This window comes from Bradyrhizobium sp. SZCCHNR1051 (assembly GCF_032489615.1).
GTDB lineage: Bacteria > Pseudomonadota > Alphaproteobacteria > Rhizobiales > Xanthobacteraceae > Bradyrhizobium.
In genome coordinates this window covers 87,865-113,525 of sequence record NZ_JAUEYJ010000025.1, presented here as the reverse complement: position 1 = coordinate 113,525, position 25,661 = coordinate 87,865, and the positions used below count along the sequence as shown (strand labels likewise).

The window sequence follows — 25,661 nt, the reverse complement described above, 5'->3', positions numbered from 1 at the left end:
GTGCGAATGCCGCGTCGGCTCAATCGGAAATGAAGCACGAGGGTGGCCCGGCGGCGGCCTCGCCGCGCGAGGCGGCCCGTCCGGGCGCGGAGTCCAAAGGCGGCGGCGCTGCCGCGGCGGAACGCGCCGGGTCCGATGCGAAGCAGAGCGCGCAGGATCTGCGCCGCAGCGAACCTTCGTCCTCGACCGGGCGCGAGCAGGCGCAGGAGCGACCCTCGGAGCGCTCGGCGCATGAGACCAAGCAGGGCGCTGACAGCAAGGCTGAGCGCGGGCCGGCCTCGGCGCAGCGCGACCACGATGCCAAGGACAGCGCCGAGACCAGGTCCCAGGCTGACAGCAAGCAGTCTGACAGCAAGGGCAAGGCCGAGTCGAAGCAACAGCAGGGACGCGCCGACGAACCGCGCAAGGGCGAGGATCGCGCGGCCGAGAGCAAGTCGGGTGCAACCGACCGCAAGTCCGACCGCGAGGCCGATCGCAGCGGCAGCGACAAGAGCCGGCAGAGCCAGGACGAGCGCAAGGCCGGCACGTCGGACCAGGCGGCCGACAAGCAGACCGACCGCAGCAAGCAGGCCAATCAGCCGGGCGCAATGGACAGCAAGAGCACGACCGCGCAGCAGAACCAGCAGACCGGTCCGGCCGGCGCCACCGCGGGCAAGCCGGAAGCGACCGGGCAGGCCAGCAACCAGACCCAGACCAACAGCACCCGCTCCAGCACGCAGGTTTCGGTCAACGAGCAGCAGAAGACCCGCGTGGTCGACCAGCTCAAGCGTGATCACGACTTCGACCGTGCCCGCACCGATATCGACATCCGCATCAATGTCGGCGAGCGCCTGCCGGAGCGCGTGCGGCCGCGTCCGCTGCCGTCGGAGATCGTCACCATCGTTCCGCAATATCGCGGCTACGAGTACACGGTTGTGCATGACGAGATCGCCATCATCGATCCGCGCAGCCGCGAGATCGTCGACGTGATCCCGCAAAACGGCATGCGCGCCGATCTCGGCTATGACCGCGGTGGCTACGGCGTAAGCTCGACCCGCATCGTGCTGTCGGACGATCAGCGCCAGATCCTGCGCCGCGCCGCCACCGAGACGGGCACGGTGGGCTCGACGACATCGCCATCGACCTCGTCCGGACCGAGCTGCCTGAGCCTGCGCCGCGTGCCCGATGAGCTCGCGCGCAGCAATCCGGAACTCGCCAACTACCAGTATCTGGCGATCGGCGAGCAGGTCGTGCTGGTTGACCCCCGCGATCAGAAGGTGGTGCAGGTCATCGACCAGCAGCAATAACGGCGCGGCGATACGACGGCGGCTCGAGGGCGGGAGCGCGACGCGCTTCCGCCCTTTTTGCGCGACAGGATCGCCTTCCGTACGGCGATTGAACAAGCCTTGCTCTGCTGTTTGAACCGGCCGTTGTCCCGATGCGTCCAACCGGCATCGTCAATTGAGCCGGCGGATGCGGGATTGTCGGCCGCGCTCGGCCACGCTATCAACGTCGGCGTGTAGGGATTGGCCGTGGGGACCGTCGTGCCGGTTGCACTCGTCATTATACTTCTTCAGATCTCGCTGATCTACCACGCCTCGCGTACCGGGCGGATGCAGCCCTGGGCGTTCATCATTTTGCTGGTCCCCTTGATCGGCGCGCTCGCCTACATCGTGGTCGAGCTGGTGCCGGAATGGCTGGGCAGCCACGACGTCCAGAAGGCGCGCAAGCGCGTCGCCAACAAGCTCGACCCGGAGAAGTACTACCGCGAGTTGTCCGATCGTGTCGCGATCACGGACACGATCGCCAACCGCGCGGCGCTGGCCGAGGAATGCGTCGCCGTCGGTCGCTATGACGAGGCCGAGCAGCACTACGATCATATCCTGAGCCTGCCGATGGGCCACGAGCCGCTGTTCGCGCTCGGCAAGGCCAAGGCGCAGTTCGCGCGCCGCCGCCCCGCGGATGCGCTGGCGACGCTCGATGAGCTGCAGAAGGCCTGGCCGGACTACAATTCGGCCGAGGCGCATCTGCTCTATGCGCGGGCTTTGCAGGAAGCCGGCCGCACCGACGAGGCTATCGAGGAGTACCAGGCGCTGCTGGACTATGCGCCGGGCAGCGAGGCGAAGGTCCGCTACGGCACGCTGCTCAAGCTGGTCGGCCGGATCGATGAGGCCAAGGTCGTGTTCACCGAGCTGCTGATCCAGATGAAGCGCGCGCCACGACATGTGCGCAAGGCGCAGGCCGAGTGGATCGCCCTCGCCGAGAAGCAGCTCGCGGGGTGACGCCGGAAGCCCGGGTGAGTGCAGCGATATCCGGGTTCACGGACAGCGCGCGTGAGACCCCGGATATCGCTGCGCTCATCCGGGCTACGACATCATCCGCTACGGCGAGTTCGCCGCCTCCGGCGTCCGCCGCTTGACCCGCTTGATGGTCCCAGAGAACGAGAACAGCGGCCTCGGGCCGGAATGCAGCATGCCGCGCAGGAAGATCAGCGAGGCGCCGGCGCGGGTGACCTCGCCGGTAGCCTCGATCAGTTCGCCCTCACGCGCGGCATCGAGGAACTCGGACGAGAACGACACCGTGACACCCGGGCCCTGCATGATCGGCGCGGCGAAGGCGAACAGGCAGTAGTCGGCGAAGGTCATCAGGCAGCCGCCATGGACGTTGCCGCCGCCGTTGAGGTGCTTCTTCTCGACCCGGAAGGCGCAGCGGATCGAGCCGTCGTCCTCCATCCTGTGCCAGAACGGGCCGGTATGGGATTCGTAGCTGTCGCGCATCCAGGTCCGCCAGCCGGCGAACTCGCCGTCGGTCGCGATGTGGATGCCAGGGCGGTTCTCGAAGGCGGAACGGGACAGATCGTGCACGTTGGAAGGCCTTTAACTGCTGATTTACTGTCTTAAATCCGATTGGTCGCCAATCTGCAAATATCCCGGCTGGCGGGTCCGGGCCAAAGCTCTGGACAGGGCGGAATAGGGCCGTAAAAGGCCTTTTCCCCTCCCGCCTATCTTTCTATGAAACAGGCTCAAGGGACCAGCGGCCCACGGGGCAAAGGCATTTCTCCATGCGCAATGAACCGCAGATCACCCCCGAGCTCGTCGCCGCCCACGGCCTGAAGCCGGATGAATATGAGCGCATCCTGAAGCTGATCGGCCGGGTGCCGACCTTCACCGAGCTCGGCATCTTCTCGGCGATGTGGAACGAGCATTGCTCGTACAAATCGTCGCGCATCCATCTGCGCGGCCTGCCGACCAAGGCGCCCTGGGTGATCCAGGGCCCCGGCGAGAATGCCGGCGTGATCGACATCGGCGACGGCCAGGCGGTCGTGTTCAAGATGGAGAGCCATAATCACCCGAGCTACATCGAACCGTATCAGGGTGCCACGACCGGCGTGGGTGGCATTCTGCGCGACGTGTTCACGATGGGCGCGCGCCCGATCGCCTGCCTGAATGCGCTGTCGTTCGGCGCGCCGGAGCACCCCAAGACCCGGCATCTGGTGTCGGGCGTGGTGGCCGGCGTCGGCGGCTACGGCAATTCCTTCGGCGTGCCGACGGTCGGCGGCCAGACCCGCTTCCACACCCGCTATGACGGCAACATCCTGGTCAACGCCATGGCGGTTGGCCTCGCCGATGCCGACAAGATCTTCTATGCGGCGGCCTCCGGCGTGAACATGCCGATCGTCTATCTCGGCTCCAAAACCGGGCGCGACGGCATCCACGGCGCCTCGATGGCCTCGGCCGAATTCGATGATGCCTCCGAGGAGAAGCGCCCGACCGTCCAGGTCGGCGATCCCTTCGCCGAAAAGCTGCTGCTGGAGGCCTGCCTCGAGATCATGGCGGCGGATTGCGTGATCGCGATCCAGGACATGGGCGCGGCCGGGCTGACCTGCTCGGCGGTCGAGATGGGCGCCAAGGGCGATCTCGGCGTCGACCTCCATCTCGATGCGGTGCCGACCCGCGAGACCGGCATGAGCGCCTACGAGATGATGCTCTCCGAGAGCCAGGAGCGCATGCTCATGGTGCTGAAGCCGGAGAAGGAAAAGGAAGCCGAAGCGATCTTCCGCAAATGGGGCCTCGACTTCGCCGTGGTCGGCTACACCACCCCGAGCAAGCGCTTCGTCGTCAAGCATGGCGGCGACGTGATGGCGGACCTGCCGATCAAGGAGCTCGGCGACGAGGCGCCGCTCTACGACCGGCCGCATGTGCCCTCGCCGGCGTTGCCAGTGATCCATGCCCGCGAGGTGAAGGCGCCGATCGACATCATCGCGGCGCTGGAGAAGCTGATTGCAACGCCCGACCTGTGCTCCAAGCGCTGGGTCTGGGAGCAGTACGACCACGTCATCCTCGGCAACACGGTGCAGCGGCCCGGCGGCGATGCCGCCGTGGTGCGCGTGCAGGACGGGCCGAAGGGGCTGGCGCTGACCGTGGACGTCACGCCGCGCTATTGCGAGGCTGATCCGTTCGAAGGCGGTAAGCAGGCCGTGGCAGAAGCCTGGCGCAACATCACCGCGGTCGGCGGCCGGCCGCTCGCGATCACCGACAATCTCAATTTCGGCAATCCGGAGCGGCCCGAGATCATGGGCCAGTTCGTCGGCTGCCTGAAGGGCATTTCGGAGGCGTGCCGGGCGCTCGACTTCCCGGTCGTCTCCGGCAACGTCTCGCTCTACAACGAGACCAACGGCCGCGCGATCCTGCCGACGCCCTCGATCGGCGGCGTCGGCCTGCTCGACGACTTCACCAAGTCGGCCAGCATCGCCTTCAAGGCCGAGGGCGAGGCGATCCTGCTGGTCGGCGAGACCCATGGCTGGCTCGGCCAGTCGGCCTATCTGCGCGACGTCTGCGGCCGCGAGGAGGGCGCTCCGCCGCCGGTTGATCTCGCCGCCGAGAAGCGCATCGGTGACGTCGTGCGCGGCATGATCCATGCGGGCACGGCGACGGCTGCGCACGACCTGTCGGATGGCGGCCTTCTGGTCGGGCTGGCCGAAATGGCGATGGCCTCCGGCATCGGCGCGCGGCTGCTGGCAGCGCCCGCGGCGATCGTGCCGCATGCCTATTGGTTCGGCGAGGACCAGGCGCGCTATCTCGTGACGGTGCCGGAGACCGAGGCTGGCCGCGTGCTCGCCAAGATGCGCGGCGCCGGCGTGTCGTGCACGCGCATCGGCACCACCGGCGGCACAGCGCTTGCCATCGCTGGCGAGGCGTCGGTCGAGGTCGCTGCGCTCAAGACCCGCTTCGAGAGCTGGCTGCCCGGCTACATGGGCGGGGCCGCCTAACTCACCCCTGTCGTCCCGGACAAGCCACGACGGCGCAAGGCGCCGTCGCGGCGCCGATCCGGGACCCAGACTCCGCGGCCGCGGTTGTCACGCACGCTGGTCGTTGAGCTCTTTCAACAACGACGCCCTGTGGTTGGGTCCCTGCTTTTGCAGGGACGACAGGGGAGTTTGCCGTGAGCGCCGCAGCCTTGCCCGGCGTCATTGCGAGCGAAGCAATCCAGGATTCCATCGGCGGATGCAGTCTGGATTGCTTCGTCGCTTCGCTGCTCGCAATGACGGAGGAGACAGGATCGTCCTTACAACACGTTCTTCGCGCCCCGAATCTGCCGCAGCACCCACGTCGCACCCCAGCTCAGGAGCACGGTGGTGACGAAGGCGATCGTGGCCTTGGCAATGGCCGGCAGATTGAGGTCGAACAGCCAGTACTGGATCCACAGCACGATCGGATAGTGCACCAGGAACATGCCATAGGCATCGGCCTGCATGCGATCGAGCACGGAGAATTCCGAGCGGCGGTTGTTGAGGAAGTAGGACAGGATCGCGAACAGGATCGCGGCGCTGAAGATGACGAACAAGAAGCCGTAGGCAGCCTCGTACCACTGCGGCAACACGGGCGGATTGCCCAGCACCTGGCGCTTGATCGTGATCAGCACCCAGAGCAGCGCATAGGGCACGAGCGTGACCACGATCCAGGCCCCGAGTCCGCGCTGCGACATCTGCCCGTCTGCGGCCAGCAGGCCGCGTTCGAAATTGGCCGAGCCGATACCAGCCCCGACGTAGAAATAGGCAGCGTAGAGCAAGACGCGGCTGGCTTGCACCGAGAGCGGTCCGGCCTCGAACCAGAAGGTCGGGCCGAAATAGAGCCGGGACGGGATGTAGAGCACGCCAGTGATCAGCAGGAAGACGAAGAAGAAGTTGCCCGGATTCTCGAAGGCGCGCTGCGACAGCCGGTTGATCGGATCCAGCAGGCGCGGCGAGACGCGGTACAGCAGGGCCGCCGAGGTGTCGAACGCCAGCAGCACCCAGATGAACCAGATCGGCCCGCTCGGCCATGGACCGACCGTGACCGTCTTCCACCAGAAGGCAGCGAAGCTGGCTTCGGGATTGGCGCGCAGCTCGATCGCGTAATAGGCAAACGGAATGACGGTCAGGGCCGCGATGGCGAAGGGCAGGCCAAGACGCAACAGCCGGTCGCGCAGGAATTGCAGCGTCGACTTGTGAGCAAGGCCCGACCACACGAACAGGCCCGACAGGAAGAAGAACATGGCCATGAAGAAGCTGTCGGTGGCCAGCACGATGGCATCGAAGCCGAGGAAGGACGTCGGATCGGTGTGCCCGAAATAGGTATAGGGAATCACGGCGTGGTGGAGCAGCACCACCAGCGTCAGGAATGTCCGGGCATGATCGAGCGCGGCGTTGCGCGCCCGGGCGCGCGGGCGGGCCTGAAGCTCGACCTTTGCGGCCGCCGCCGATTGTGTAACCGATATGACCATATGCCCCCCAAGCGTCGCTGCTGCCCGGCCCGTGCAGCGGATGTGACGTTCGCATCCCCTTCGCCGCGGGGCGTCACGCAAACGCCGTCCAAGGCTGCGCGAGCCGGAATGATTCAATGAGATCGTGTGACTGTCTGGCATCGTCATTCGCTGGAGACGCCCGCAAGCGAGCGAATGACGGCGCCGGACCACCAGATGTTGTCGTTGGTGCTGCAAATCAGCAAGTGCCGCGGTCCGCAAGCCGGTTTCTCACACCCTCTGCCGATTTCCGCTCCCGATATCCTTACGAACCGACGACCTACGAAGTTACGGGCCGGACTGCCGTGGGTTGCGCACTTCTCGGCGACGGGATCGATGGCCGAAGGAACCGGTTCCCCGCGGCATCGTTAGTGAGGCGCCGCGCCGGCACGGCGCAGAACCGGAGGACCATACCGTGACACTTCTCAAATGGGCGTTGCTGTTCTTCGTGATCTCGGTGGTGGCCGGTATTCTCGGCTTCACCGGCATTTCGGCAGCTTCCGCCGACATTGCGCGGATCCTGTTCTACATCTTCCTGGTGATCTTCCTCGTGCTCCTGATTCTGGGGCTTACGATTTTCAGAGTGTAGCACGCCATCAGGTCAGTGACCGAAACGACCGCCGCGCCGGTATGGCCTCGCGCCGGCCGCGCGGCGGGCTGTCACCGCAGTTCAATCAACTGCGATCTCCTCGATCCGCAGCTTGTCCGGATAGAACGCCAGGTGGCCCGAGATCTCGGTCATCGCCGGGAAGGGCGCCTCGTAGCTCCAGATCGCATTGTCCAATGTCTTGCCGTTGGCGACGACGCTGAAATAGCTCGCATCCCCCTTGTACGGACAATGGGTGACACGATCGGTCTTCTGCAGGGCCGCCATGTCGACGTCGGCCCGCGGCACGTATTGAACCGCGGGGTAGCTCGCTTCCTTCAGCGTCAACGCGCGGGTGGTGTCGGCAATCACGGCGCCGTCGGCGATCACCCGCACACGTTTCGGATTGGGGGTGATGGTGATCGGGTGATCCGGTCCTGGAAGCTTCATGTCGCCCTCACGATTCAGCCTTTTGGGTGCGTCACCCGGTCCGACGTATCTCGTTTGATCCCGGTATATAGTGGTTCCGCGCGTGACCTCGAAAGCGGTTCGCGCTAGATTTCACCATCACGGTCCCGCGAGAACGCCTTGATTCGCCGTGCTCGGCGGGCCACTGATGGGAGTGCAGCCAAGCCGCGGGCCCTGCGGGCCACATCGTCCACGGGATGCGGCGCCTGCCTGACATAAGGAGATGCACCGGGATGCCCATGGATGCCCACGATATCGAGCAGATGATCAAGTCTGCCATCCCTGACGCCCAGGTGACGATTCGCGATCTCGCCGGCGACGGCGACCATTACGCCGCGACGGTGATCTCGGAATCGTTCCGCGGCAAATCCCGCGTGCAGCAGCATCAGCTCGTCTATCAATCGCTGCGCGGCCAGATGGGTGACGTGCTGCACGCTCTGGCGCTGCAGACCGGCGTGCCTGAGCAGCGCTGACCGTTCATTGCAGATCGCGCAGCACGCATCCGGGGGAGATGGCGGTGGACGATCCGCGTGGTGCGCTGTTTCGCGTCATTGAGCCGAACCGGCACAGCCGGGTCACGTTCGTCGAGCTGTTCTTCGATCTCGTCTTCGTCTACGCGGTGACGCAGATCTCGCACTATCTGATCGGCCATTTCTCGCCGCTCGGCGCCGCCCAGACAGCCGTCCTGTTTCTCGCGGTCTGGTGGGTGTGGGTCTACACCGCCTGGGTCACCAACTGGCTCGATCCCGAGAAGGCGCTGGTCCGAGGTCTCTTGTTCGCGCTGATGCTGGCGGGCCTCGTGCTGTCGATGTCGATCCCGCGGGCGTTCGACGATCGCGGCCTGTGGTTCGCGATGGCCTACGCCGCCATGCAGGTCGGCCGGACCGCGTTCTGGTTGACCGCGACGCCGCCTCAGCGATCTGCCGTCCGCCGCAACGCCGCCCGCATCCTCTCCTGGCTCAGTGCCTCCGCCGTGCTCTGGCTGCTCGGCGGCCTTGCCGAGGGCCCGGCGCGGATGGGGCTGTGGGGGGCGGCGCTCACCCTGGAATATGTTTCGCCGGCCGTCCGCTTCTGGGTCCCCGGGCTGGGTGCATCCACCGTGGAGGACTGGATGGTCGAAGGCGGCCACATGGCGGAGCGCTGTGCGCTGTTCATCATCATCGCGCTCGGCGAATCCATCGTCGTCACCGGCGCGACCTTTGCCGAGCTCGACTGGACCGGAGCCAACATTGCCGCCTTCGCCAGCGCCTTCATCGGCACGGTGGCGATGTGGGCGGTGTATTTCAACCGCGGCGCCGAGGCGGGATCGGAGGTGATTTCGCAGTCGGCGCAATCCGGGCTGATGGCGCGCTCGGCTTACACCTACTTGCACATGCCGATCGTCGCCGGCATCATCGTGTCGGCCGTGTCGGACGAGATCGTCCTGAAGCACCCGCTCGGGCATGCCGACTTGAATACGGCGGCGACAACGATCGGCGGTCCGTTCGTGTTTCTGCTCGGGACCATCCTCTTCAAGTTCAACATCCGCGGTTTCCTGCAATTGTCGCACGGCGCTGGACTGCTGGCGCTGATCGGGCTCGGCTGGTTCGCGACCGAACTGTCGCCTCTCGTGCTCTCGGCCCTGACGAGCGCGTTGCTGGCGATCGTCGCCTTGTGGGAGACGCTGTCGCTGCGATCGAAGCCAGAGCCTCACGCCTCGGCGACGAGCGCCTGAACCGAGAACATCTTCTCGGCATCCGTCCACACGGTCCGGACTTTCCAGCCAGAACCACGGGCCAGCGCGCCGAAGCGCTCGATGCTGTATTTGTAGCTGTTCTCGGTGTGGATGCTCTCACCGGCGCGGAACGAGAGGGTGGTGCCGAGCAGCCGTACAGTTTGCGGCTTCCGCGCCACCAGATGCATCTCGATGCGGTGCTGCTCGCGATTGTAGATCGCCCGGTGGACGAAGGCGGACAGGTCGAAATTGCCGCCGAGCTCGCGGTTCATCCGCAACAGCAGATTGAGATTGAAGCGCGCGGTCACGCCGGCCGCGTCGTTGTAGGCGGCATGCAGGACGCGCTCGTCCTTCTCCAGGTCGACACCGACGATCATCAGCGCGCCGGTCCCTAAGATCTCGCGCGCCGAGCGCAGGAAGCGGCAGGCCTCGTGCGGCTCGAAATTGCCGATCGTCGATCCCGGAAAGAAGCCGACCTTCGGCTTGCCTTCGATGGCCTCGGGCAGTTTGAACGCCGTGGTGAAGTCGGCGACGACCGGGTGCACGGCGAGCTGCGGGAAGTCGCGGCGCAGGCTGTCGGCCTGTGCGGTCAGGAACTCGCCGGAGATATCGACCGGCACATAGGCCGCGAAGCGGCAGCTTTCCAGCAGCAGCCGCACCTTGGTGGTGGCGCCGGCGCCGAACTCCACCAAGGCCGCCTCATCGGGAATGATCGCAGCGATCTCGGCGCCGCGATCCCTGAGAATGCCGAGCTCGGTGCGGGTCGGATAGTACTCCGGCAGCCGCGTGATCTGCTCGAACAGATCCGATCCCGCCGCGTCATAGAAATACTTCGGCGACAGCTGCTTGGGCTGCTGCGCGAGGCCTGCGACCGCATCGCGCGCGAATGCCGACGTCTCGGCGTCGGGAAGGTGAGCGTTGGACAACGTGTTGACGTGCACGTTCATGATACTCTCCTGGACGCGCACGGGCGCGACTGTCGGGAAGCGAATGTGGGTTGATCAGGCGTAGTCGGCGAGCCGGAGCCCGGTGAATTGCCAGCGATGATGCGGATAGAAGAAGTTGCGATAGGTGACGCGGCTGTGGCCTGCCGGCGTCGCGAGCGATGAGCCGCGCAGCACCAGCTGATTGACCATGAATTTGCCGTTGTACTCGCCGAGCGCGCCTTCGATGGCACGATAGCCGGGATAGGGGCTGTAGGCGCTGCGGGTCCATTGCCACACGGTGCCGAAGGCATCGTTGAGCTGGTTGCCACGCGCGGCGACCTCCCATTCCATCTCGGTCGGTAGGTGCTTGCCGCGCCAGCGCGCGAACGCATCAGCCTCGTAGTAGCTGACGTGGCAGACGGCTGCGTCGGGATCGACGGTCGTCAATCCGCCCAGCGTCATGATGCGCCACTCGCCCTCGACCTTGTACCAATGACCGGGAGCCTGCCAGCCCTCGCGGCTGGCGGCAGCGAAGCCGTCCATGAGCCAGAGCGTGGCGGTCCGGTAGCCGCCGTCATCCATGAAGGCGAGCCACTCGGCATTGGTGACGAGATTGCGCGCGATCCCGACCGGCCCGACGAGCGCCCGATGCGCCGGCCCCTCATTGTCGAAATGGTAACCATCGCCGGCGTGCCCGACGGTGTGGATGCCTTCGGGGAGGTGGACCCAATCCTTGCCCCGGTCCGTTGGGGACGGAAATGTCCACGATGGATCGTAGGCCGGCGCCGTCGGATTCTGCGCGAACGCATGCAGGATGTCGGTCAGCATCAGCTCCTGGTGCTGCTGCTCGTGATTGAGGCCGACCTCCACGAGCGGCGCCACGGCTGCCAAGGTCGCGGCATCGGCTTGGCCCAGGAAGTCGACCATGGCCGCGTCGACATGCCGGCGGTACGCCGTGATCTCGGCCACCCCCGGGCGGGTGATCAGGCCCCGCTCGCCCCGCGTGTGGCGCGGGCCCGCACTGACGTAATAGGAGTTGAACAGGAAGGCATAATCGGGGTGAAAAGGGGCATATCCTCGGCAGTGCGCGCCGAGCACAAATTGCTCGAAGAACCAAGTGGTATGGGCGCGATGCCATTTGGCCGGACTGGCGTCCGGCATCGATTGGATGACCTGGTCTTCCGGGGTCAGCGGGGCCGCCCGGGCTTCGGTCTCGTTCCGGACCGCGAGATACGCCTCGATCAGACTGCCGGCCAGGCGACCCGGCCCAGGGGTTTGCGCAGCGGTGATCTGATGCGGGGCCGTGGCGGACGCTGAACTGGTCACGAGGGTCTCCGTTTGCCGGGAGAAAACGATGTTCGACGGAACAAGTTCCTTTTGGGCGGTTCGTCCTAGATAGGGGCTTGGTTACGGGATGAAACCCTCGTGGCGGCTATAATATTGCTGCCATCAGCCTATGGTCCGGCCGGGTGACTGTGTTGCGGACTGATCCTCGGCATTTTACTTTGGCTGAACAACGGTTTGCGCTACATATAAGACAGTGACGGTCGGCTCTGGACGAAATCTGTCCGGCGGCGACCCGCGCGGCACCGAGCCCCAGGCGTTCCTTGAGGCGCCCTAGAGGAAGCGAAGATGAGCATTGAGCAATTCATTGACAACGAAGTGAAGTCGAACGACGTCGTCCTGTTCATGAAGGGGACACCGCAGTTTCCGCAGTGCGGATTTTCCGGCCAGGTCGTGCAGATCCTCGACCACGTCGGCGTCGGCTATAAGGGCCTCAACGTTCTCGAATCTGCCGAGCTGCGCAACGGCATCAAGACGTTCTCGAACTGGCCGACGATTCCGCAGCTCTATGTGAAGGGCGAGTTCGTCGGCGGCTGCGATATCGTCCGCGAGATGTTCCAGAGCGGCGAACTGCAGCAGCTGTTCACCGACAAGGGCATCCCGGTCGGCACGGCGGCCTCGGCCTGAGCTATCCAGTCCGAAAGATCGGCGCGACCCGATTCGAGGTCATCGTTGCCGACATCACCAAGCTCGGCGTTGACGCCATCGTCAACGCCGCGAACTCGTCTTTGCTCGGCGGTGGCGGCGTCGACGGTGCGATCCACCGTGCGGCGGGGCCGGACCTCGTCATGGAATGCCGCATGCTCCATGGCTGCAAGACCGGTGAGGCCAAGATCACCAAAGGCTACCGGCTGCCGGCCCGCCACGTGATCCACACCGTTGGCCCAGTCTGGCAGGGCGGCGACCGCGGCGAGCCGGATTTGCTGGCCTCGTGCTACCGCCGCTCGATCGAGCTGTGTCACAAGCATGTCTTGAACTCCGTCGCGTTTCCCGCGATCTCGACCGGCATCTTTCGCTTCCCCGCCGATCGTGCGGCGTCGATCGCGGTCGCAACCTCGATCGAGGCGATCAGCACGGAGACGTCGCTCTCCCAGATCGTGTTCTGCTGCTTCTCCGAACAGAGCGCCGGGCTGCACGATGAGGCGCTCGCCAGCCGCGCTCGCGCGGGCTCGGTGAGGTGACAGCCATCGACACGCGGCGGTGCCGTTAGGATGGACCGGCTGGTCTCGCGACGGACGCTGCTCGGCGCGTTGCTCGCGATGCCCATGCTGCCTGCTCTGGCCCGCGCAGGCGCACAGTCGCCGCGCGATCTCGACCGGCGGCGCCTCGAGGCGGTCCCGACCTATTTCCGCGACGAAGTCTCCGCCGGCAACATTCCGGGCGCGGTCGTGCTGATTCAGCAGCACGACAGCCCTGTCCTGCTGCAGAGTTTCGGTGTTCGCGATCCCGCGACGCGCGCGCCGATGACGGAGGATGCGATCTTCCGCATCTACTCGATGTCGAAACCGGTCACGTCGGTGGCGGCGATGATGCTGGTCGATGACGGCAGGCTGAAGCTCGATGATGCGCTGGCGAGCTACATTCCCGCCTTCGCTGACGTGAGGGTCGGCGCTGCTCCGGTGGCGCGCCCGATCACCATCCGCGATCTGCTGCGCCATACCTCCGGCATCACCTACGGCTTTTATGGCGAGACGGCCGTGCGCCGGCTCTATGCGAAGGCGCCTCTGTTTGACGGCGACATCGACAACGCCACCTTCGTCGAGCGCCTCGCCAGGCTGCCGCTGGCCGAGCAGCCTGGCACGGTGTGGGACTACGGCCACTCGACCGACGTGCTCGGGCGGGTGATCGAAATCGTCTCCGGCCGCTCGCTCTATGAGTTCGAGCAGGAGCGGCTGCTCGGGCCGCTCGGCATGCGCGAGACGGCGTTCTTCCTCGCCGACCCGAGCCAGCGTAGCCGCGTTGCCGAACCGTCGCCGCGCGACTGGTTCGATCATCCGATCGCCGGCATCGACGATCCCATTCGGCCCAGACGCTGGGAGTCGGGTGGGGCGGGAATGATCAGCACCATCTCCGACTACGCGCGGTTCGCTCAGATGCTGCTGAACGGCGGTGAGCTTGACGGCAGCTATTATCTCAAGCCTGAGACCGTCGCGGTCATGACGCGGGATCATGTCGTTGGGGCGGGAATTCGTCGTGACGACCTCTATTTTCCCGGCGCCGACAGCGGCTTCGGCTTGGGTTTCTCCGTGCGCATCACGGAGAAGCCTCCGGTGCCATCAGGCGAATATGGCTGGGACGGCGTCGGCGGGACGTTCTTCTTCATCGATCCCGCCGACGACCTGTTCGTCATCGTCATGATGCAGGCGCCCTCGCAGCGCGGCCGCATCGCGAGCGATGTGCGGCGGCTGGTCTATGCGGCGCTCGCACCATGATCCTCATGCTCCGCGCACGATCTCCCGGACATGGCCGATGGTCTCCTCGATCATGGCTGCGGTCACGTCGAGATGGGTGCAGGCGCGGATGCGGCCGTCCATCATCGCGAGCAGCACGCCGCGCTTGCGCAGCTCGGCCACCATCTTGTCGCCGGGCACACCGGCGCCGTCGGGCTTGAAGAACACGAGATTGGTCTCGGGCTCCTGCACTTCGACGCCCTGGATCTGCGACAGCCCGCGCGCCAGCGCCCGTGCATTGGCGTGGTCCTCGGCGAGCCGGTCGACATGGTGATCGAGCGCGTAGATGCAGGCTGCCGCGACGATTCCGGCCTGGCGCATCGACCCGCCGAGCCGCTGCTTCCAGCGCCACACCTCGTCGATGAAGGCGGCGCTGCCGGCGAGCGCGCCGCCGATCGGCGCGCCCAGCCCCTTGGAGAAATCGATCCAGGCCGAATCCCAGCCCGCGGTCATCTCGGCGGCCGGAATGCCGGTGGCAACCGTCGCGTTGAGCAGCCGCGCGCCGTCCATGTGCGTCGCCATGCCGTTCGCCTTGGCGATCTCGACGATCTCGTCGAGATCAGCCTTCTTCCAGATCGTGCCGCCGCCGATATTGGCGGTCTGCTCGACGCTGACGACGGTCTGCGGCGGCTGGTAGCGCGAGCGCGGATGCAGCGCGGCGCGGAATGTCTCCGGCGTGAACTGGCCGTCGGGCCCCTTCAACTGCGTGACCTGAAAGCCGCCGAGCGCGGCATGGGCGCCGCCCTCGCGCGAGATGATGTGCGCGGTCTCATGCGCGAGGATCTCGTCGCCCGGCCGGCAATGCACCAGCGTCGCCGCGACGTTGCACATCGTGCCCGACGGCATCAGCACCGCGGCCTCCTTGCCGAGCAGCGCGGCGACGCGGCCGCACAATTCATGCACGGTCGGATCGTCGCCGATCTGCTCGTCGCCGACCTCGGCGCGCGCGATGGCCTCGCGCATCGCGGCTGTCGGGCGGGTCTGCGTGTCCGACAACAGGTTGACGCGCACGGGCGGCGCCTTGGGATCGCGCGGGGGCGGGGTGTAATACATCGGCAGTCCTCGTTCGGCTCATCACGACCCGACCTTACCCAACTCGCATCGCCCCCGCAAAACGCCTCCTCGATTACGCCGCGCGCGGCGGGTTGAGCCAGATGTCCGGCCGTCGCAACGGCCGGGTCTCGATCGGCTCGGCCACCAGCGGCGGCGCCTCGGTGCAATCGAACACCCAGGAGTCGAGCGGGCTCTGCCGTGACGGTGAAAGAAGCAGCGCGGCGCCCGGCCGCTGCCGCCGGATGTTCCAGCCCATGTTCACCGCGGCCCAGCCGACCAGCATGGTGTGCCATTCGTCGACGAGCTCGCGGGAATCGTCGAAACAGTGCAGAAGCTCGAGCGCGAACGGATCATAGCGAAGCTGCGCGTCGGCAAAGGTGAGCCCGGTGCCGAGATGGCGGACCACATGGGCTGTCGCATCGGACTGGACGTGCCAGCAGGAGCGTTCGAGAATGTCGAAGACCGTCGAAGGGTAGAGGCCGTCATTGAATCGGTAACGGATCCCCGAGGGCCGTGCGCGTAACGGTGAAGCGCTGAGGGGCGACGCCCGCAACGGCGGCAGAGGCGGGGCACCGACCGCATCGGTCGGCAACGCACCGAAGATGATATTGCGCCTGTTGAACTCCATGGCGAACGCCCCGCTACTTTACAACTGCAGACAGTGAATCACGGGACGGATTCGCTGTCAGCCCAGGTTGGGGCGATTTCGTGGCAGGTGTGGCATTCGGGAATCGGTTCGTCTCATCCGAAAAGAAGCCCAAAAAAGAAAGGCCCCGGCGCGTGCCAGGGCCTTCGGATTATCAGATGGGATCGGACCGCGGTCCGGTCAAGATCAGCGCGAGTAGAACTCAACGATCAGATGCGGCTCCATCTGCACCGCGAACGGCACGTCCGACAGCGCGGGGATGCGGATGAACTTCGCGGTCATCTTGGAGTGATCGGCCTCGATGTAGTCGGGCACGTCACGCTCGGCGAGCTGGGTCGCTTCCAGCACCACGGCGAGCTGCTTGGAGGCTTCCTTGACCTCGATCACGTCGCCCGGCTTGACCTGGTAGCTCGCAATGTTGACCTTGCGGCCGTTCACCTTGATGTGGCCGTGGTTGATGAACTGGCGCGCCGCGAACATGGTCGAGACGAACTTGGCGCGGAAAACGACGGTGTCGAGACGGCGCTCGAGAATGCCGATCAGGTTCTCGCCGGTGTCACCCTTGAGACGGCCGGCCTCAACATAGATGCCGTGGAACTGGCGCTCGGAGATGTTGGCGTAATAGCCCTTCAGCTTCTGCTTGGCGCGCAGCTGCACGCCGAAGTCCGAGAGCTTGCCCTTGCGGCGCTGGCCGTGCTGGCCGGGGCCGTATTCGCGGCGGTTGACGGGGCTCTTCGGGCGGCCCCAGATGTTCTGGCCCATGCGGCGATCGATCTTGTACTTCGCCTCACTGCGCTTAGTCATCGCGTCCTCTTCGATCAAGTTAGGGTTTGAGGAAACGCGCCCTCCTGTGTGTCCGGAAGCCCGGTCCACCGACAGGCCCATCCCCAAAGCATGAAGGGATGAAGGCCACGGGTCGCGAAACGCAACGCGGGCCGAAACCGGCCCGCGAGCAGGCGGGTTCTACGGGAGAACCTGCCGACTTGTCAAACCGCAACCGGCGCTTTTGCCGGCGAATCACCGCTGCGGCTCTCCCGCAACGGTAAATTTCTGCCGCGCAGCCGGGAATCCGGGTACGGCCTCCGCCGGCCCACGGCCGCACGGGGTTCCGGCCTTCAGCTCGGCCGCGATCTCCCCGTTCAGCACCTGCTCGAGCCGGATTGCGGTCCTGGCCATCATGGCGCCGTCGGTGACCCGGTGGTCCCAGCGGATCAGGATGGCCAGGGTCTGGTCGGGCTGGATGACGTCGTAATTGACGATGAACGGTCCCGGGCTCAGGGCCAGCAGCTGGCCGCCACCGCAGGCGGCGACGCTGGTCACGGAGAAATTGCCGAACCAGTTGGCCCGCTGCCGGCCGAAGCGGAGCCCGACCCACCAGGCGAACCGGCGCAGCGGCAACGGCAGCCGGGTCGCCCGCATGATCTTGCGGAACATGGCGACGTCCTCGACCGGCGCCTCCTTGCCCTGCCGGATTACGGCATCGATCTCGGCCAGGGTCATGGTCTCCGGCCCGGAGATGCGCTGCGGCAGCACGCAATCCTCACCATGTTCGACCCGGGCGATGGTGACGGTGGCGACGCTGCGCGGCAGCTCGTAGAAGCAGGGCCAGGGCCATTTGACGTAGAGCGTGCGCAGCACCGGCTCGTCGCGGGCGACCAGGGCGAACGCCTTGACGAAGATCGCGGCGAAACCGGGCGGACGGACGGCCGCGGCGCGGGCCTCGAGCAGCGGGCCGATATGGATCGTACGCGCCAGCGACACGAACGGCACGTCACGCGAGGCATGCATCAGATCGATGATCAGACGGCGGTGCAGCGAGATCGGCTTGGTTGTTCCGCGCATCGTGAGATCGATCGCTCCCGCTGGTTTCTGTCTTGGCCGTCTCGCGTGGCCGTTGCTTGGTGGCTCCCGGCCTGGGCCGGTGGCGGGCCTCTGTTAGCACCGGGGCGCCGTGCAGCAAACGCCTCGTTTGGGCGTCAGGGCGCCGGCGAGGCGAGCGGCTTGGTCTTGTCGACCACCCCGAGCCCGGGCAGGGCCGGCGACAGGCCGAAAATCGTCTTCTTCATCATGGTGTTCCCCCCAACTCTTGTTCTTTGTTTGGAACGTGAAGGACCGGCCCAAGCCGGCCGCCGACTCTAGCGCTTGATCCCCTCGAAGCTCGCGGCAATGCCGCGCTGGAACAAGGACCAGTCGAAGCCGAGCGCCAGCGCCAGGTAGCCGCGCTCAATCATTGCATTGGCCTGCTCAGCCGAGCGCGCCGCGCCGCCGATCGGCACGCCCGATCTGAGGATGCCGGCCTCGGCGCGGGCGATCAGGGATTTCACTTCGGGGTCATCGAGCTGGCCGCGCTTGTTGATCGAGGTCGCCAAGTCGCCGGGACCGATCACGGCAATGTCGATGCCGGGGGTGGCCATGATCTCGTCGATGCGCTCGACCGCCTCGACATGCTCGATCGTCACCATGCAGACCATGTCGTCGTCGGCGGTCGCCATGTACTCGGCCATCGACACATTCCAGTGGAACGGCGCGTGGAACGGACCCCACAACCGGTCGCCGCGGGGCGGATAGCGCACGCTGCGCACCGCCTTCTCGGCCTCAGTGCGGCTCGAGATCATCGGGAAGTTGATGCCGAGCGCGCCGAGGTCCATCGGCGCTTTCGCCAGATGCGGCTCGTTGGCGGCAATGCGCACCAGCGGCACGCAGGGCGTGCCTGCCGTGGCGGTGATCATCGCATGCGCCGTCGAGAGGTCGATCGGGCCATGCTCGAGATCGACGATGATCCAGTCGAGCGACTGCGCCATGATGCGCACGGTCTGGATGCTCGGGATGGTGGCGATGGCGCCGAAGGTCGGCCTCCCGTCGCGCCAGGCCTGCTTGAGGCGGTTGAGCGGTTGGGGCGCTGTGGACATCGGACGGTCTCCGTCAGGCCGGGACGCGGCCGCCGAAATAGGGCGTGAGCGCGCGGCCGAGCTGATGTGGCTTGTTCGAGGTGAAGATCATCGCGGAGTCGCCGTCGTCGGCATGGCCGGATGCTGGGCCCAGCAGCTCCACGACGCGGCGCGCGATGGCCGGCGCCGGATCAATCCAGGCGACCGGCCAGGGCGCGAGGCGTTCGAGCCGGTCGAGCAGCAGCGGATAATGCGTGCAGGCCAGCACGACCGTGTCGGTCCGGCCTGCGGGATCGGCGGCGTCGCCCACGAAGCAAGGCGCGATTTCGGCGGCGATGGCCGCGTCGCTGACCTGCGTTCCGCCGAGCGCGGCCTCCGCCAGTGACGCGAGTTCCGGCGAGCCGACCAGGGTGACGTTGCAGCCTTGCGCAAAATCGCGAATGAGCGCGTGGGTGTATTCGCGCTGGACCGTCGCCTTGGTGCCGAGCACGGAGACGCGCCTAGTCTTTGACTGCGCGCAGGCCGGCTTGATCGCCGGCACCGTGCCGACGAAGGGCGTGGAGTAGGCGGCCCGCAGCGGCGCCAGCGTCTGCACCGAGGCGGTGTTGCAGGCGATCACGATCAGGTCGGGCCGGTGCGCGGCGATCAGCTCGCCCATCAGCGGCACCACGCGGGCGATCAGCGCCTGCTCGCTGTGATGGCCGTAGGGGAAGAAGGCGTCATCGGCGACATAGACGTAATGCGCGTCCGGCCGGGCGCGCACCACCTCGCGCAGCACGGACAGGCCGCCGAGGCCTGAGTCGAAGACGAGAATCGTAGGGCGGTGGGTCACGTGGCGAGTCTACCGGAATGGGAGGGGTGATTCAGTCGGTTTTTCTGCGGGGTTTGGCAGGAATGAGGCGTCTGGGTGTGTTCCGGTTGCGAGCTGAGAGGTTCAAACATCCGCAATACGAGCCGCCGTGGCTGCCAGATAGTCGCGGGGCGCGGCGCCACGCCCACGCTGACGCGTTGGCGCAGCTTGTCCGGGACGACAGCGGAGACGGAGGCGTCATTGCGAGGAGCGCAGCGACGAAGCAATCCAGAGTCGGCGCGGGACTCTGGATTGCTTCGCTTCGCTCGCAATGACGCCGAGACATGAAGACCGTGAAACATGCGCTCTCATCCTCGCGCCCGCATCTTGCGTCCGAGTGTTGCTCGTCTGATCACCCTCTCGAGAATGAGGGCGCGGGGAAGGCCGGGTGCCGGTCGCACCCATGGCCCGCCTGCGAAAAAAATGCAGGCGGCAGGAACCACAGGTACGGGCCGGATCATCCGGCCTTCCCCGCGCGATGGCGTTACGGCTTATACGTGATCTCCCCGGGGATCGGCTTTCTTGCCCCCGTCGCCCGCGCGCTCGTCGAACTTGCGCATCGGACTTGGCATCAGCACCGGGATGCCAGGACCGCACGATTTCGCCGTGCGCATCGGATCGTTCGTCGGCATGATCGCTCACGCTGCAACCCGACACGCCCACCGCATCCCGCACCAACGCTCGTGACGATCGCGAAACGCCCCTCAATCGAGGCGGGATGCGACATCATAGCATCGAATTCCGAAAAACGGAAGAAGAAAATTCGGATTTTCCGGGGTGGTCTCTCACGCTGGAGTCGTCCCGCCAGGGCGAAAGACCAGGCAGAATAATAACATTAGTATTGACTAATTGATTAGTGGCGGCTATTGGTTTTGCATGATCCAGCCTGAGACCATCACCACCGTCATGCGTGCGTTGGCCGACCCCACGCGGCGCGCGGTGTTCGAGCGCATCGTCGAGGCCGACGAGATCACCGTCGTCGAGTTGACCCGCGGCAGTACCGTCACGCAGGGCGCCATCTCGCAGCATCTGAAAACCCTGAAACAGGCCGGCCTGGTCTGCGAGCGCCCCGAGGGGCGCAATGTGTTTTATCGCGCCGAGCCGCGCGGCCTGGAGCCGCTGGCCGACTGGATGAGCCACTACGGCGTGTTCTGGCGTGACCGTTTCGCCAAGCTGAAAAACCTGCTGAAGGACATCGATCCATGAACCAAGCCGTGAATGCGGACACGCAGGCCATTGTGGTCGAGGACACCTTCCCTCATGCGCCCGAGGTCATCTGGAGAGCCCTGACCAGCGGCGAACTGATCGGTTGCTGGCTGATGGCGCCGAAGGGATTTGAGGCCGTCGTCGGCACTCGGTTCACCTTTCAGACCACACCGGCGGGCGAATGGGATGGCACCATTCATTGCGAGGTGCTGGAGGTCGTGCCGAACGAGCGGCTGTCCTATGCGTGGAAGGGCGGCCACGGCGGCAACGTCGGCTATGGCGCGCCACTGGAGACGGTCGTCACCTTCAATCTTTCCAAGGCTGACACGGGCACGCGCCTTCGCCTCGTGCATTCCGGCTTCGTGCTGCCGACCAACGAGACGGCGTATCGCAAGATGGGCGAGGGTTGGAAGAAGGTGGTCGAGAAGCTCGACCAGGTCGCCGCCGAGCAGGCGTCATCGCAGCGGCCGCATTGAACGAGGAGAGCGACATGACGAAATCCTATGCCGGCGGCTGCGCCTGTGGCGCGGTACGCTATGAGATCACGGGCGAGCCGGCCGTGATGCTGGACTGCCAGTGCCGGCAATGTCAGCGCGACAGCGGCACCGGGCATCAATCGCATTTGACCTTCGTCGCGGCGGAGGTGAAGGTCGACGGCGAGGTGTCGCATTGGCAGAGCATCGGCGACGGCGGCACCGTCAAGCGGCGCGCGTTCTGCCCGACCTGCGGCTCGCACGTTCACCTGACATTTCCCGCGATGCCCGATGTGTTCATCGTTCCGCCGGCGAGCCTCGACGATCCCAGCCGCTACAAGCCGCAACTGGTGTCGTGGACTGCGGCGGGACAGGCCTGGGATCACCTCGATCCGGCGCTGCCGAAATTCGAGAAGATGCCGCCCAGGTGAGTTCGGTCGTTGGGGCGTAGGAGGGTTGACTATCGACATTGTAGACCGCCCGTGTCTTCGTCCGCGAAGGCCGACGATCCAGTGCGCGGTGACGTCTCGGTCCAATATCTTCTGCTGCGGAGTACTGGATGCTCCGCTTTCGCGGAGCATGACAGCCATGGAGATCGTGATATCTCGACCCAGCACCCGCCGCCGATCTAGAAAATCGGTCGTCGATTCACCAGAACCTGAGCCGTGCCACCGGGTTGTACTCGGCTGCAGTTGAGCTCTAGGATCGCAAGATCATCCCCCACTGGCGGTACGATGTCGCGATTTCTGAATTGGTTCTTCCGAAATCGCGCGACCGGCGAGATCACGATCGCCCAGATGCCGAACCCCGCTCTGTGGATCGTGCTGGTGGGCAGCCTCGTGGGCTGGGTTTGGCATCCGCCGGGTCAGGCAGGCGCCAATCTGGATTGTCTCGTCAAAGCCAGTCTCTTCGTCTGGGCGTTCGACGAACTCCTGCGCGGCGTCAATCCCTGGCGGCGCTGCCTCGGCGCAGCCGTGCTGGCGTATGTGATCGCGACCGCGGTTTAGTGGACATCAGCGCGTTGGCCACGTGATGATGTGCCCGCTTGACATGCATCAACGGATGACGATGGCTACCGACCGATGGTCGGTGGGATGTCATCCGATGTGGAAGATTCAGGCGTGAGACGTCTCGCACGTTCGATGCGGGCCTTTGGTGCAGGAGCCGCAGCCCGATGAGTTCGGCCGTCACCAACGACGGGGGCCCCGCCGCGCCTCCTGATCGGTCCGGCGCCACCCCGGTGTTCCGCGCCCGCAAGCTCTCGAAGACCTATCGGATGGGCGAGGTCGAGGTGCACGCGCTGCGCGACGTCGACCTCGACATCTACGAAGGCGAGCTCGTGGTGCTGCTCGGGCCGTCGGGATCGGGCAAGTCGACCTTGCTCAACATTCTCGGCGGGCTGGACAGCCCGACCTCGGGCGAGGCGCAGTGGCGCGATCATCAGCTGGTCGGCGCCGGCGATGCCGAGCTGACGCGCTACCGGCGCGAGCATGTCGGCTTCGTGTTTCAGTTCTACAACCTGATCCCGAGCCTCACGGTCCTCGAGAACGTCGCGCTGGTCACCGAGATCGCCGACAAGCCGCTCGATCCGCTCGAGGTGCTCAAGCTCGTCGGCCTCGAGCGGCGGATCGACCACTTTCCCTCGCAGCTGTCCGGCGGCGAGCAGCAGCGCGTCGCGGTGGCCCGCGCCATGGTCAAGGCGCCCGACGTGCTGTTGTGCGACGAGCCGACCGGCGCGCTGGATTATGAGACGGGGAAGGTCGTGCTCGCCGCGATCGCCCGCGCCAACGCGCAGCTCGGGACGACCACGATCATCATCACGCACAATGCGGCGATCGCCGGCATGGCCGATCGCGTGCTGCGGCTCGGCGGCGGGCGCATCGTCGGCGAGACGCGCAATGCGCGGCGCCTCTCGGCCGATGAGGTGCGCTGGTGAGCCTGCTGGACCGCAAGCTGTGGCGCGACATCGGCGCGATGCGCGGACAGGTGGTCACGATCGCGCTGCTGGTGGCGGCTGGTGTCGCCGTGTTCGTCGGCTCGGTCTCGACCTATTTGTCCCTGCGCGGCGGCTGCGAGCAGTTCTATGCCGACGGCCGGTTTCCGCAGATCTTCGTCACGCTGAAGCGGGCGCCGCTCGCGCTGGTGCCGCGGCTCAATTCCATTCCTGGCGTGGTCGCGGTCGAGCCGCGCATCGTGCGCGAGGTCATCGTCGATTGGCCTGCCGTCTCGCAACCGGTCTCGGCCCGCCTGGTGTCGCTGACCCATGCCGGCGACGAGCCCCTGGCGCGGTTGCATCTGCGCCGCGGCACCGCGCCCGAGCCGGGCGCCGCGCGCAGCGCCGCGGTCAACGAGGCGTTTGCCGACGCCAACGGCGTCAGGCCGGGCGGCGAGATCCGCGTGCTGCTCAATGGCCGGGTGCAGGGCTTCCGGATCTCCGGCATCGCCCTGTCGCCGGAATATGTCTACGCGGTGAAGCCTGGATTGCCGATTCCCGACGATCGCCTCTATGCCATTCTGTGGGTCGACCGGAGCGCGGCCGAGGCTGCCTTCGACATGAAGGGCGCATTCAACGACGCCGTGATCGCGCTCGCCCCGGGCGTCGATCCCAAGCCCGTCATCGAGGAGCTCGACCGGCTGCTCGAGCCCTATGGGTCGATCGGCGCGATCGCGCGGCGGGACCAGCCGTCGAACCGCTTTCTCGAGGACGAGCTGAACCAGCAGAAGGTGATGTCGATCACCATTCCCATCATCTTCTTCGGTGTCGCCACATTCCTGCTCAACGGCGCGCTCGGGCGGCTGGTCGCCGCGCAGCGCGAGCAGATTGCGGCGCTGAAGGCGCTCGGCTTTCCGACGCTGCTGCTCACCTTGCACTATCTCAAGCTGATGCTGGTCATCGTGCTGATCGGATCGGCGCTCGGCATCGCCGGCGGCTTCGGCTTTGGCCATGCCATGATTGCGAGCTATCAGGGGTTCTTCCGTCTGCCCGAGCTGCCATTCCGGCTGGCGCCATGGGCGGCGGTCGCCGGCGTCGCGATCAGCGTCGCGGCCGGCGCGTTCGGGGTCATCACGGCGCTTCAGGAGGTCGTCGGCCTTGCGCCGGCGGAAGCCATGCGGCCGGCGATGCCGCTGGGGTTCCGCCGCTCCTGGATCGAACGCATCGTGCCGGGCAGGGCGTTTGGCGCGCGGCGGATGATGATGCTGCGCAACGTCGCGGGGCGGCCGTTCCGCTCGCTGTTCACCATCATCGGCATCGCCTTCGCGGTGCCGATGATGGTCCTCGGGATCTTCTGGCGCGATGCGATCGGCGACATGATCGAGCTGCAGTTCAACCTGGTCGAGCGCGGCAACGCCATGATCACCTTTGTCCACCCGGTCGACCGTGCGGTCCTGCGTGATCTGGCGCGCCAGCCCGGTGTGCTCGCGGTCGAAGGTCAGCGCATCGTTCCGGTGCGCCTGCGCGCCGGGCATCAGAGCTACCTGACCTCGGTGATCGGGCTGGCCGCGACGGACGAACTGCGCCGGCCGCACGATTCCGCGCGCCGTCCGATCGTGGCGGCGCCTGATGGCATTACGCTGACCCGACGCCTTGCGGAGCGCCTGGCGCTGAACGCAGGGCAGATCGTCACGGTGGAGGCGATGGAAGGCCGTCGCCGGCGGCGCGACATTCCGGTCAGCGCCATCGTCGACGAGGCGGTCGGCATGGCGTCCTACATGGATATCGACACGCTCAATCGCTTCACCGGCGAAGGCGCGGCGGTCTCGGCGGCGAGCCTCCATGTCGAGCCGGCGGCGCTGGCTGCGCTCGGTGCGAGCTTCAAGACCATGCCGGCGATCGAATCGGTGACCATGAAGGCCTATGTCATCGCATCGTTCATGGAGAAGATCGCGGGCCTCGTGTTCGTCGTCGCCGGCATCCTGACCGGCTTCGCCGCGATCATCACCGTGGGCGTGGTCTACAACAGCGCACGCATCAGCCTGCAGGAGCGGGCCTGGGAGCTCGCCAGCCTGCGGGTGCTCGGCTTCACCCGCAGCGAGGTCGCCGGCATCCTGTTCGGCGAGTTTGCGCTGGACATCGCGGTCGGGATTCCGCTCGGCCTCTTGCTGTCGCGCGGCGTCATTGCGCTGATCGCGCAGCTGCATTCCAGCGAAAGCTTCCAGATTCCGGGCGTGATCGCGCTGCAGACCTACCTGATCGCCACCGCGGTGGTCTTGGCCAGCGCTGCGATCAGCGCCATCATCGTTCGCAGGAGGGTCGATCGGCTCGATCTGGTCGCGGCCCTCAAGACCAGGGAATGAGC

Annotated in this window: 26 protein-coding genes; 15 read left to right on the top strand and 11 right to left on the bottom strand. The window is 66.1% G+C overall.

Annotated features, from left to right (window positions below; genetic code table 11):
- Positions 1 to 29: 29 nt before the first annotated feature.
- The gene (locus QW868_RS27680) at positions 30 to 1,286 is read left to right on the top strand and encodes a DUF1236 domain-containing protein (RefSeq protein ID WP_316232023.1); all 1,257 of its coding nucleotides are present in this window, start codon (positions 30 to 32) and stop codon (positions 1,284 to 1,286) included.
- Between the two features lie 237 nt (positions 1,287 to 1,523).
- Entirely contained in the window at positions 1,524 to 2,261 is a 738-nt protein-coding gene (locus tag QW868_RS27675) for a tetratricopeptide repeat protein (RefSeq protein ID WP_315737718.1), read from the top strand.
- A gap of 99 nt (positions 2,262 to 2,360) precedes the next feature.
- Here QW868_RS27675 and QW868_RS27670 read toward each other — a convergent pair whose 3' ends face one another.
- The gene (locus QW868_RS27670; RefSeq protein ID WP_315759029.1) at positions 2,361 to 2,843 is read right to left on the bottom strand and encodes a PaaI family thioesterase; all 483 of its coding nucleotides are present in this window, start codon (positions 2,841 to 2,843) and stop codon (positions 2,361 to 2,363) included.
- Positions 2,844 to 3,040: 197 nt separating this feature from the next.
- On the opposite strand from QW868_RS27670, the gene purL reads away from it, so the two are divergent.
- On the top strand, positions 3,041 to 5,248 hold the full coding sequence (gene purL / locus QW868_RS27665; protein WP_316232007.1) for a phosphoribosylformylglycinamidine synthase subunit PurL: 2,208 nt from the start codon (positions 3,041 to 3,043) through the stop codon (positions 5,246 to 5,248).
- A gap of 296 nt (positions 5,249 to 5,544) precedes the next feature.
- On the opposite strand, the gene QW868_RS27660 is transcribed toward purL, so the two are convergent.
- A complete protein-coding gene (locus QW868_RS27660) occupies positions 5,545 to 6,741 on the bottom strand; it encodes an acyltransferase (protein ID WP_316232006.1) in 1,197 nt (398 codons plus the stop codon).
- Positions 6,742 to 7,174: 433 nt separating this feature from the next.
- On the opposite strand from QW868_RS27660, the gene QW868_RS27655 reads away from it, so the two are divergent.
- Complete coding sequence (locus QW868_RS27655) at positions 7,175 to 7,348, top strand: DUF1328 domain-containing protein (RefSeq protein WP_009031962.1); 174 nt, start codon at positions 7,175 to 7,177, stop codon at positions 7,346 to 7,348.
- Positions 7,349 to 7,429: 81 nt separating this feature from the next.
- On the opposite strand, the gene QW868_RS27650 is transcribed toward QW868_RS27655, so the two are convergent.
- The gene (locus QW868_RS27650; protein WP_316232005.1) at positions 7,430 to 7,795 is read right to left on the bottom strand and encodes a DUF427 domain-containing protein; all 366 of its coding nucleotides are present in this window, start codon (positions 7,793 to 7,795) and stop codon (positions 7,430 to 7,432) included.
- 251 nt (positions 7,796 to 8,046) lie between these two features.
- On the opposite strand from QW868_RS27650, the gene QW868_RS27645 reads away from it, so the two are divergent.
- Both QW868_RS27645 and QW868_RS27640 read left to right on the top strand, forming a co-directional pair.
- Complete coding sequence (locus tag QW868_RS27645) at positions 8,047 to 8,286, top strand: BolA family transcriptional regulator (protein ID WP_315737357.1); 240 nt, start codon at positions 8,047 to 8,049, stop codon at positions 8,284 to 8,286.
- 38 nt (positions 8,287 to 8,324) lie between these two features.
- Positions 8,325 to 9,527, top strand: a complete 1,203-nt coding sequence (locus QW868_RS27640) for a low temperature requirement protein A (protein ID WP_315774281.1) — start codon at positions 8,325 to 8,327, stop codon at positions 9,525 to 9,527.
- On the opposite strand, the gene egtD is transcribed toward QW868_RS27640, so the two are convergent.
- Together egtD and egtB are read right to left on the bottom strand one after the other, a co-directional pair.
- On the bottom strand, positions 9,503 to 10,474 hold the full coding sequence (gene egtD / locus QW868_RS27635) for an L-histidine N(alpha)-methyltransferase (protein WP_315776529.1): 972 nt from the start codon (positions 10,472 to 10,474) through the stop codon (positions 9,503 to 9,505). The genes QW868_RS27640 and egtD overlap by 25 nt on opposite strands.
- 54 nt (positions 10,475 to 10,528) lie before the next feature.
- Positions 10,529 to 11,779: an ergothioneine biosynthesis protein EgtB gene (egtB, locus tag QW868_RS27630; RefSeq protein WP_316232004.1), complete on the bottom strand. Its 1,251-nt coding sequence runs from the start codon at positions 11,777 to 11,779 to the stop codon at positions 10,529 to 10,531.
- 306 nt (positions 11,780 to 12,085) lie between these two features.
- Here egtB and grxD point away from each other — a divergent pair, with 306 nt between their 5' ends.
- Genes grxD through QW868_RS27615 form a run of 3 tightly spaced genes read left to right on the top strand, consistent with a single transcriptional unit; the run spans position 12,086 to position 14,229 of the window.
- A complete protein-coding gene (gene grxD / locus QW868_RS27625; protein WP_006609190.1) occupies positions 12,086 to 12,424 on the top strand; it encodes a Grx4 family monothiol glutaredoxin in 339 nt (112 codons plus the stop codon).
- The gene (locus QW868_RS27620; protein ID WP_316232022.1) at positions 12,421 to 12,978 is read left to right on the top strand and encodes an O-acetyl-ADP-ribose deacetylase; all 558 of its coding nucleotides are present in this window, start codon (positions 12,421 to 12,423) and stop codon (positions 12,976 to 12,978) included. Before grxD ends, QW868_RS27620 begins: the two co-directional genes overlap by 4 nt.
- A 30-nt stretch (positions 12,979 to 13,008) precedes the next feature.
- A complete protein-coding gene (locus QW868_RS27615) occupies positions 13,009 to 14,229 on the top strand; it encodes a serine hydrolase domain-containing protein (RefSeq protein WP_316232003.1) in 1,221 nt (406 codons plus the stop codon).
- Between the two features lie 3 nt (positions 14,230 to 14,232).
- Here QW868_RS27615 and QW868_RS27610 read toward each other — a convergent pair whose 3' ends face one another.
- The 6 genes from QW868_RS27610 to murI all read right to left on the bottom strand — a co-directional run bounded on the left by QW868_RS27610 (position 14,233) and on the right by murI (position 19,666).
- Positions 14,233 to 15,300 carry a threonine aldolase family protein gene (locus tag QW868_RS27610; protein WP_316232002.1) on the bottom strand — a complete coding sequence of 356 codons (1,068 nt, stop codon included), beginning with the start codon at positions 15,298 to 15,300 and terminating at the stop codon, positions 14,233 to 14,235.
- Positions 15,301 to 15,373: 73 nt separating this feature from the next.
- Entirely contained in the window at positions 15,374 to 15,928 is a 555-nt protein-coding gene (locus tag QW868_RS27605) for a hypothetical protein (RefSeq protein ID WP_316232001.1), read from the bottom strand.
- A gap of 204 nt (positions 15,929 to 16,132) precedes the next feature.
- Positions 16,133 to 16,750 carry a 30S ribosomal protein S4 gene (gene rpsD / locus QW868_RS27600; RefSeq protein WP_011925811.1) on the bottom strand — a complete coding sequence of 206 codons (618 nt, stop codon included), beginning with the start codon at positions 16,748 to 16,750 and terminating at the stop codon, positions 16,133 to 16,135.
- 213 nt (positions 16,751 to 16,963) lie between these two features.
- Positions 16,964 to 17,788: an acyltransferase gene (locus tag QW868_RS27595; protein ID WP_316232000.1), complete on the bottom strand. Its 825-nt coding sequence runs from the start codon at positions 17,786 to 17,788 to the stop codon at positions 16,964 to 16,966.
- Between the two features lie 293 nt (positions 17,789 to 18,081).
- Positions 18,082 to 18,855 carry an HpcH/HpaI aldolase family protein gene (locus tag QW868_RS27590; protein WP_316231999.1) on the bottom strand — a complete coding sequence of 258 codons (774 nt, stop codon included), beginning with the start codon at positions 18,853 to 18,855 and terminating at the stop codon, positions 18,082 to 18,084.
- Positions 18,856 to 18,868: 13 nt separating this feature from the next.
- A complete protein-coding gene (gene murI, locus QW868_RS27585) occupies positions 18,869 to 19,666 on the bottom strand; it encodes a glutamate racemase (RefSeq protein ID WP_316162263.1) in 798 nt (265 codons plus the stop codon).
- A gap of 894 nt (positions 19,667 to 20,560) precedes the next feature.
- On the opposite strand from murI, the gene QW868_RS27580 reads away from it, so the two are divergent.
- From QW868_RS27580 to QW868_RS27555, 6 genes are all read left to right on the top strand, one after another.
- Entirely contained in the window at positions 20,561 to 20,890 is a 330-nt protein-coding gene (locus QW868_RS27580; protein WP_316231998.1) for a metalloregulator ArsR/SmtB family transcription factor, read from the top strand.
- Positions 20,887 to 21,366, top strand: coding sequence for an SRPBCC domain-containing protein (locus QW868_RS27575; protein WP_316231997.1), 480 nt, complete (start codon positions 20,887 to 20,889; stop codon positions 21,364 to 21,366). Before QW868_RS27580 ends, QW868_RS27575 begins: the two co-directional genes overlap by 4 nt.
- Before the next feature lie 14 nt (positions 21,367 to 21,380).
- The gene (locus QW868_RS27570) at positions 21,381 to 21,794 is read left to right on the top strand and encodes a GFA family protein (RefSeq protein ID WP_316231996.1); all 414 of its coding nucleotides are present in this window, start codon (positions 21,381 to 21,383) and stop codon (positions 21,792 to 21,794) included.
- A gap of 303 nt (positions 21,795 to 22,097) precedes the next feature.
- Entirely contained in the window at positions 22,098 to 22,370 is a 273-nt protein-coding gene (locus tag QW868_RS27565; RefSeq protein WP_315776776.1) for a hypothetical protein, read from the top strand.
- Positions 22,371 to 22,537: 167 nt separating this feature from the next.
- On the top strand, positions 22,538 to 23,299 hold the full coding sequence (locus QW868_RS27560) for an ABC transporter ATP-binding protein (protein ID WP_315737374.1): 762 nt from the start codon (positions 22,538 to 22,540) through the stop codon (positions 23,297 to 23,299).
- On the top strand, positions 23,293 to 25,659 hold the full coding sequence (locus tag QW868_RS27555) for an ABC transporter permease (protein ID WP_316232021.1): 2,367 nt from the start codon (positions 23,293 to 23,295) through the stop codon (positions 25,657 to 25,659). Before QW868_RS27560 ends, QW868_RS27555 begins: the two co-directional genes overlap by 7 nt.
- Positions 25,660 to 25,661 lie beyond the last annotated feature (2 nt).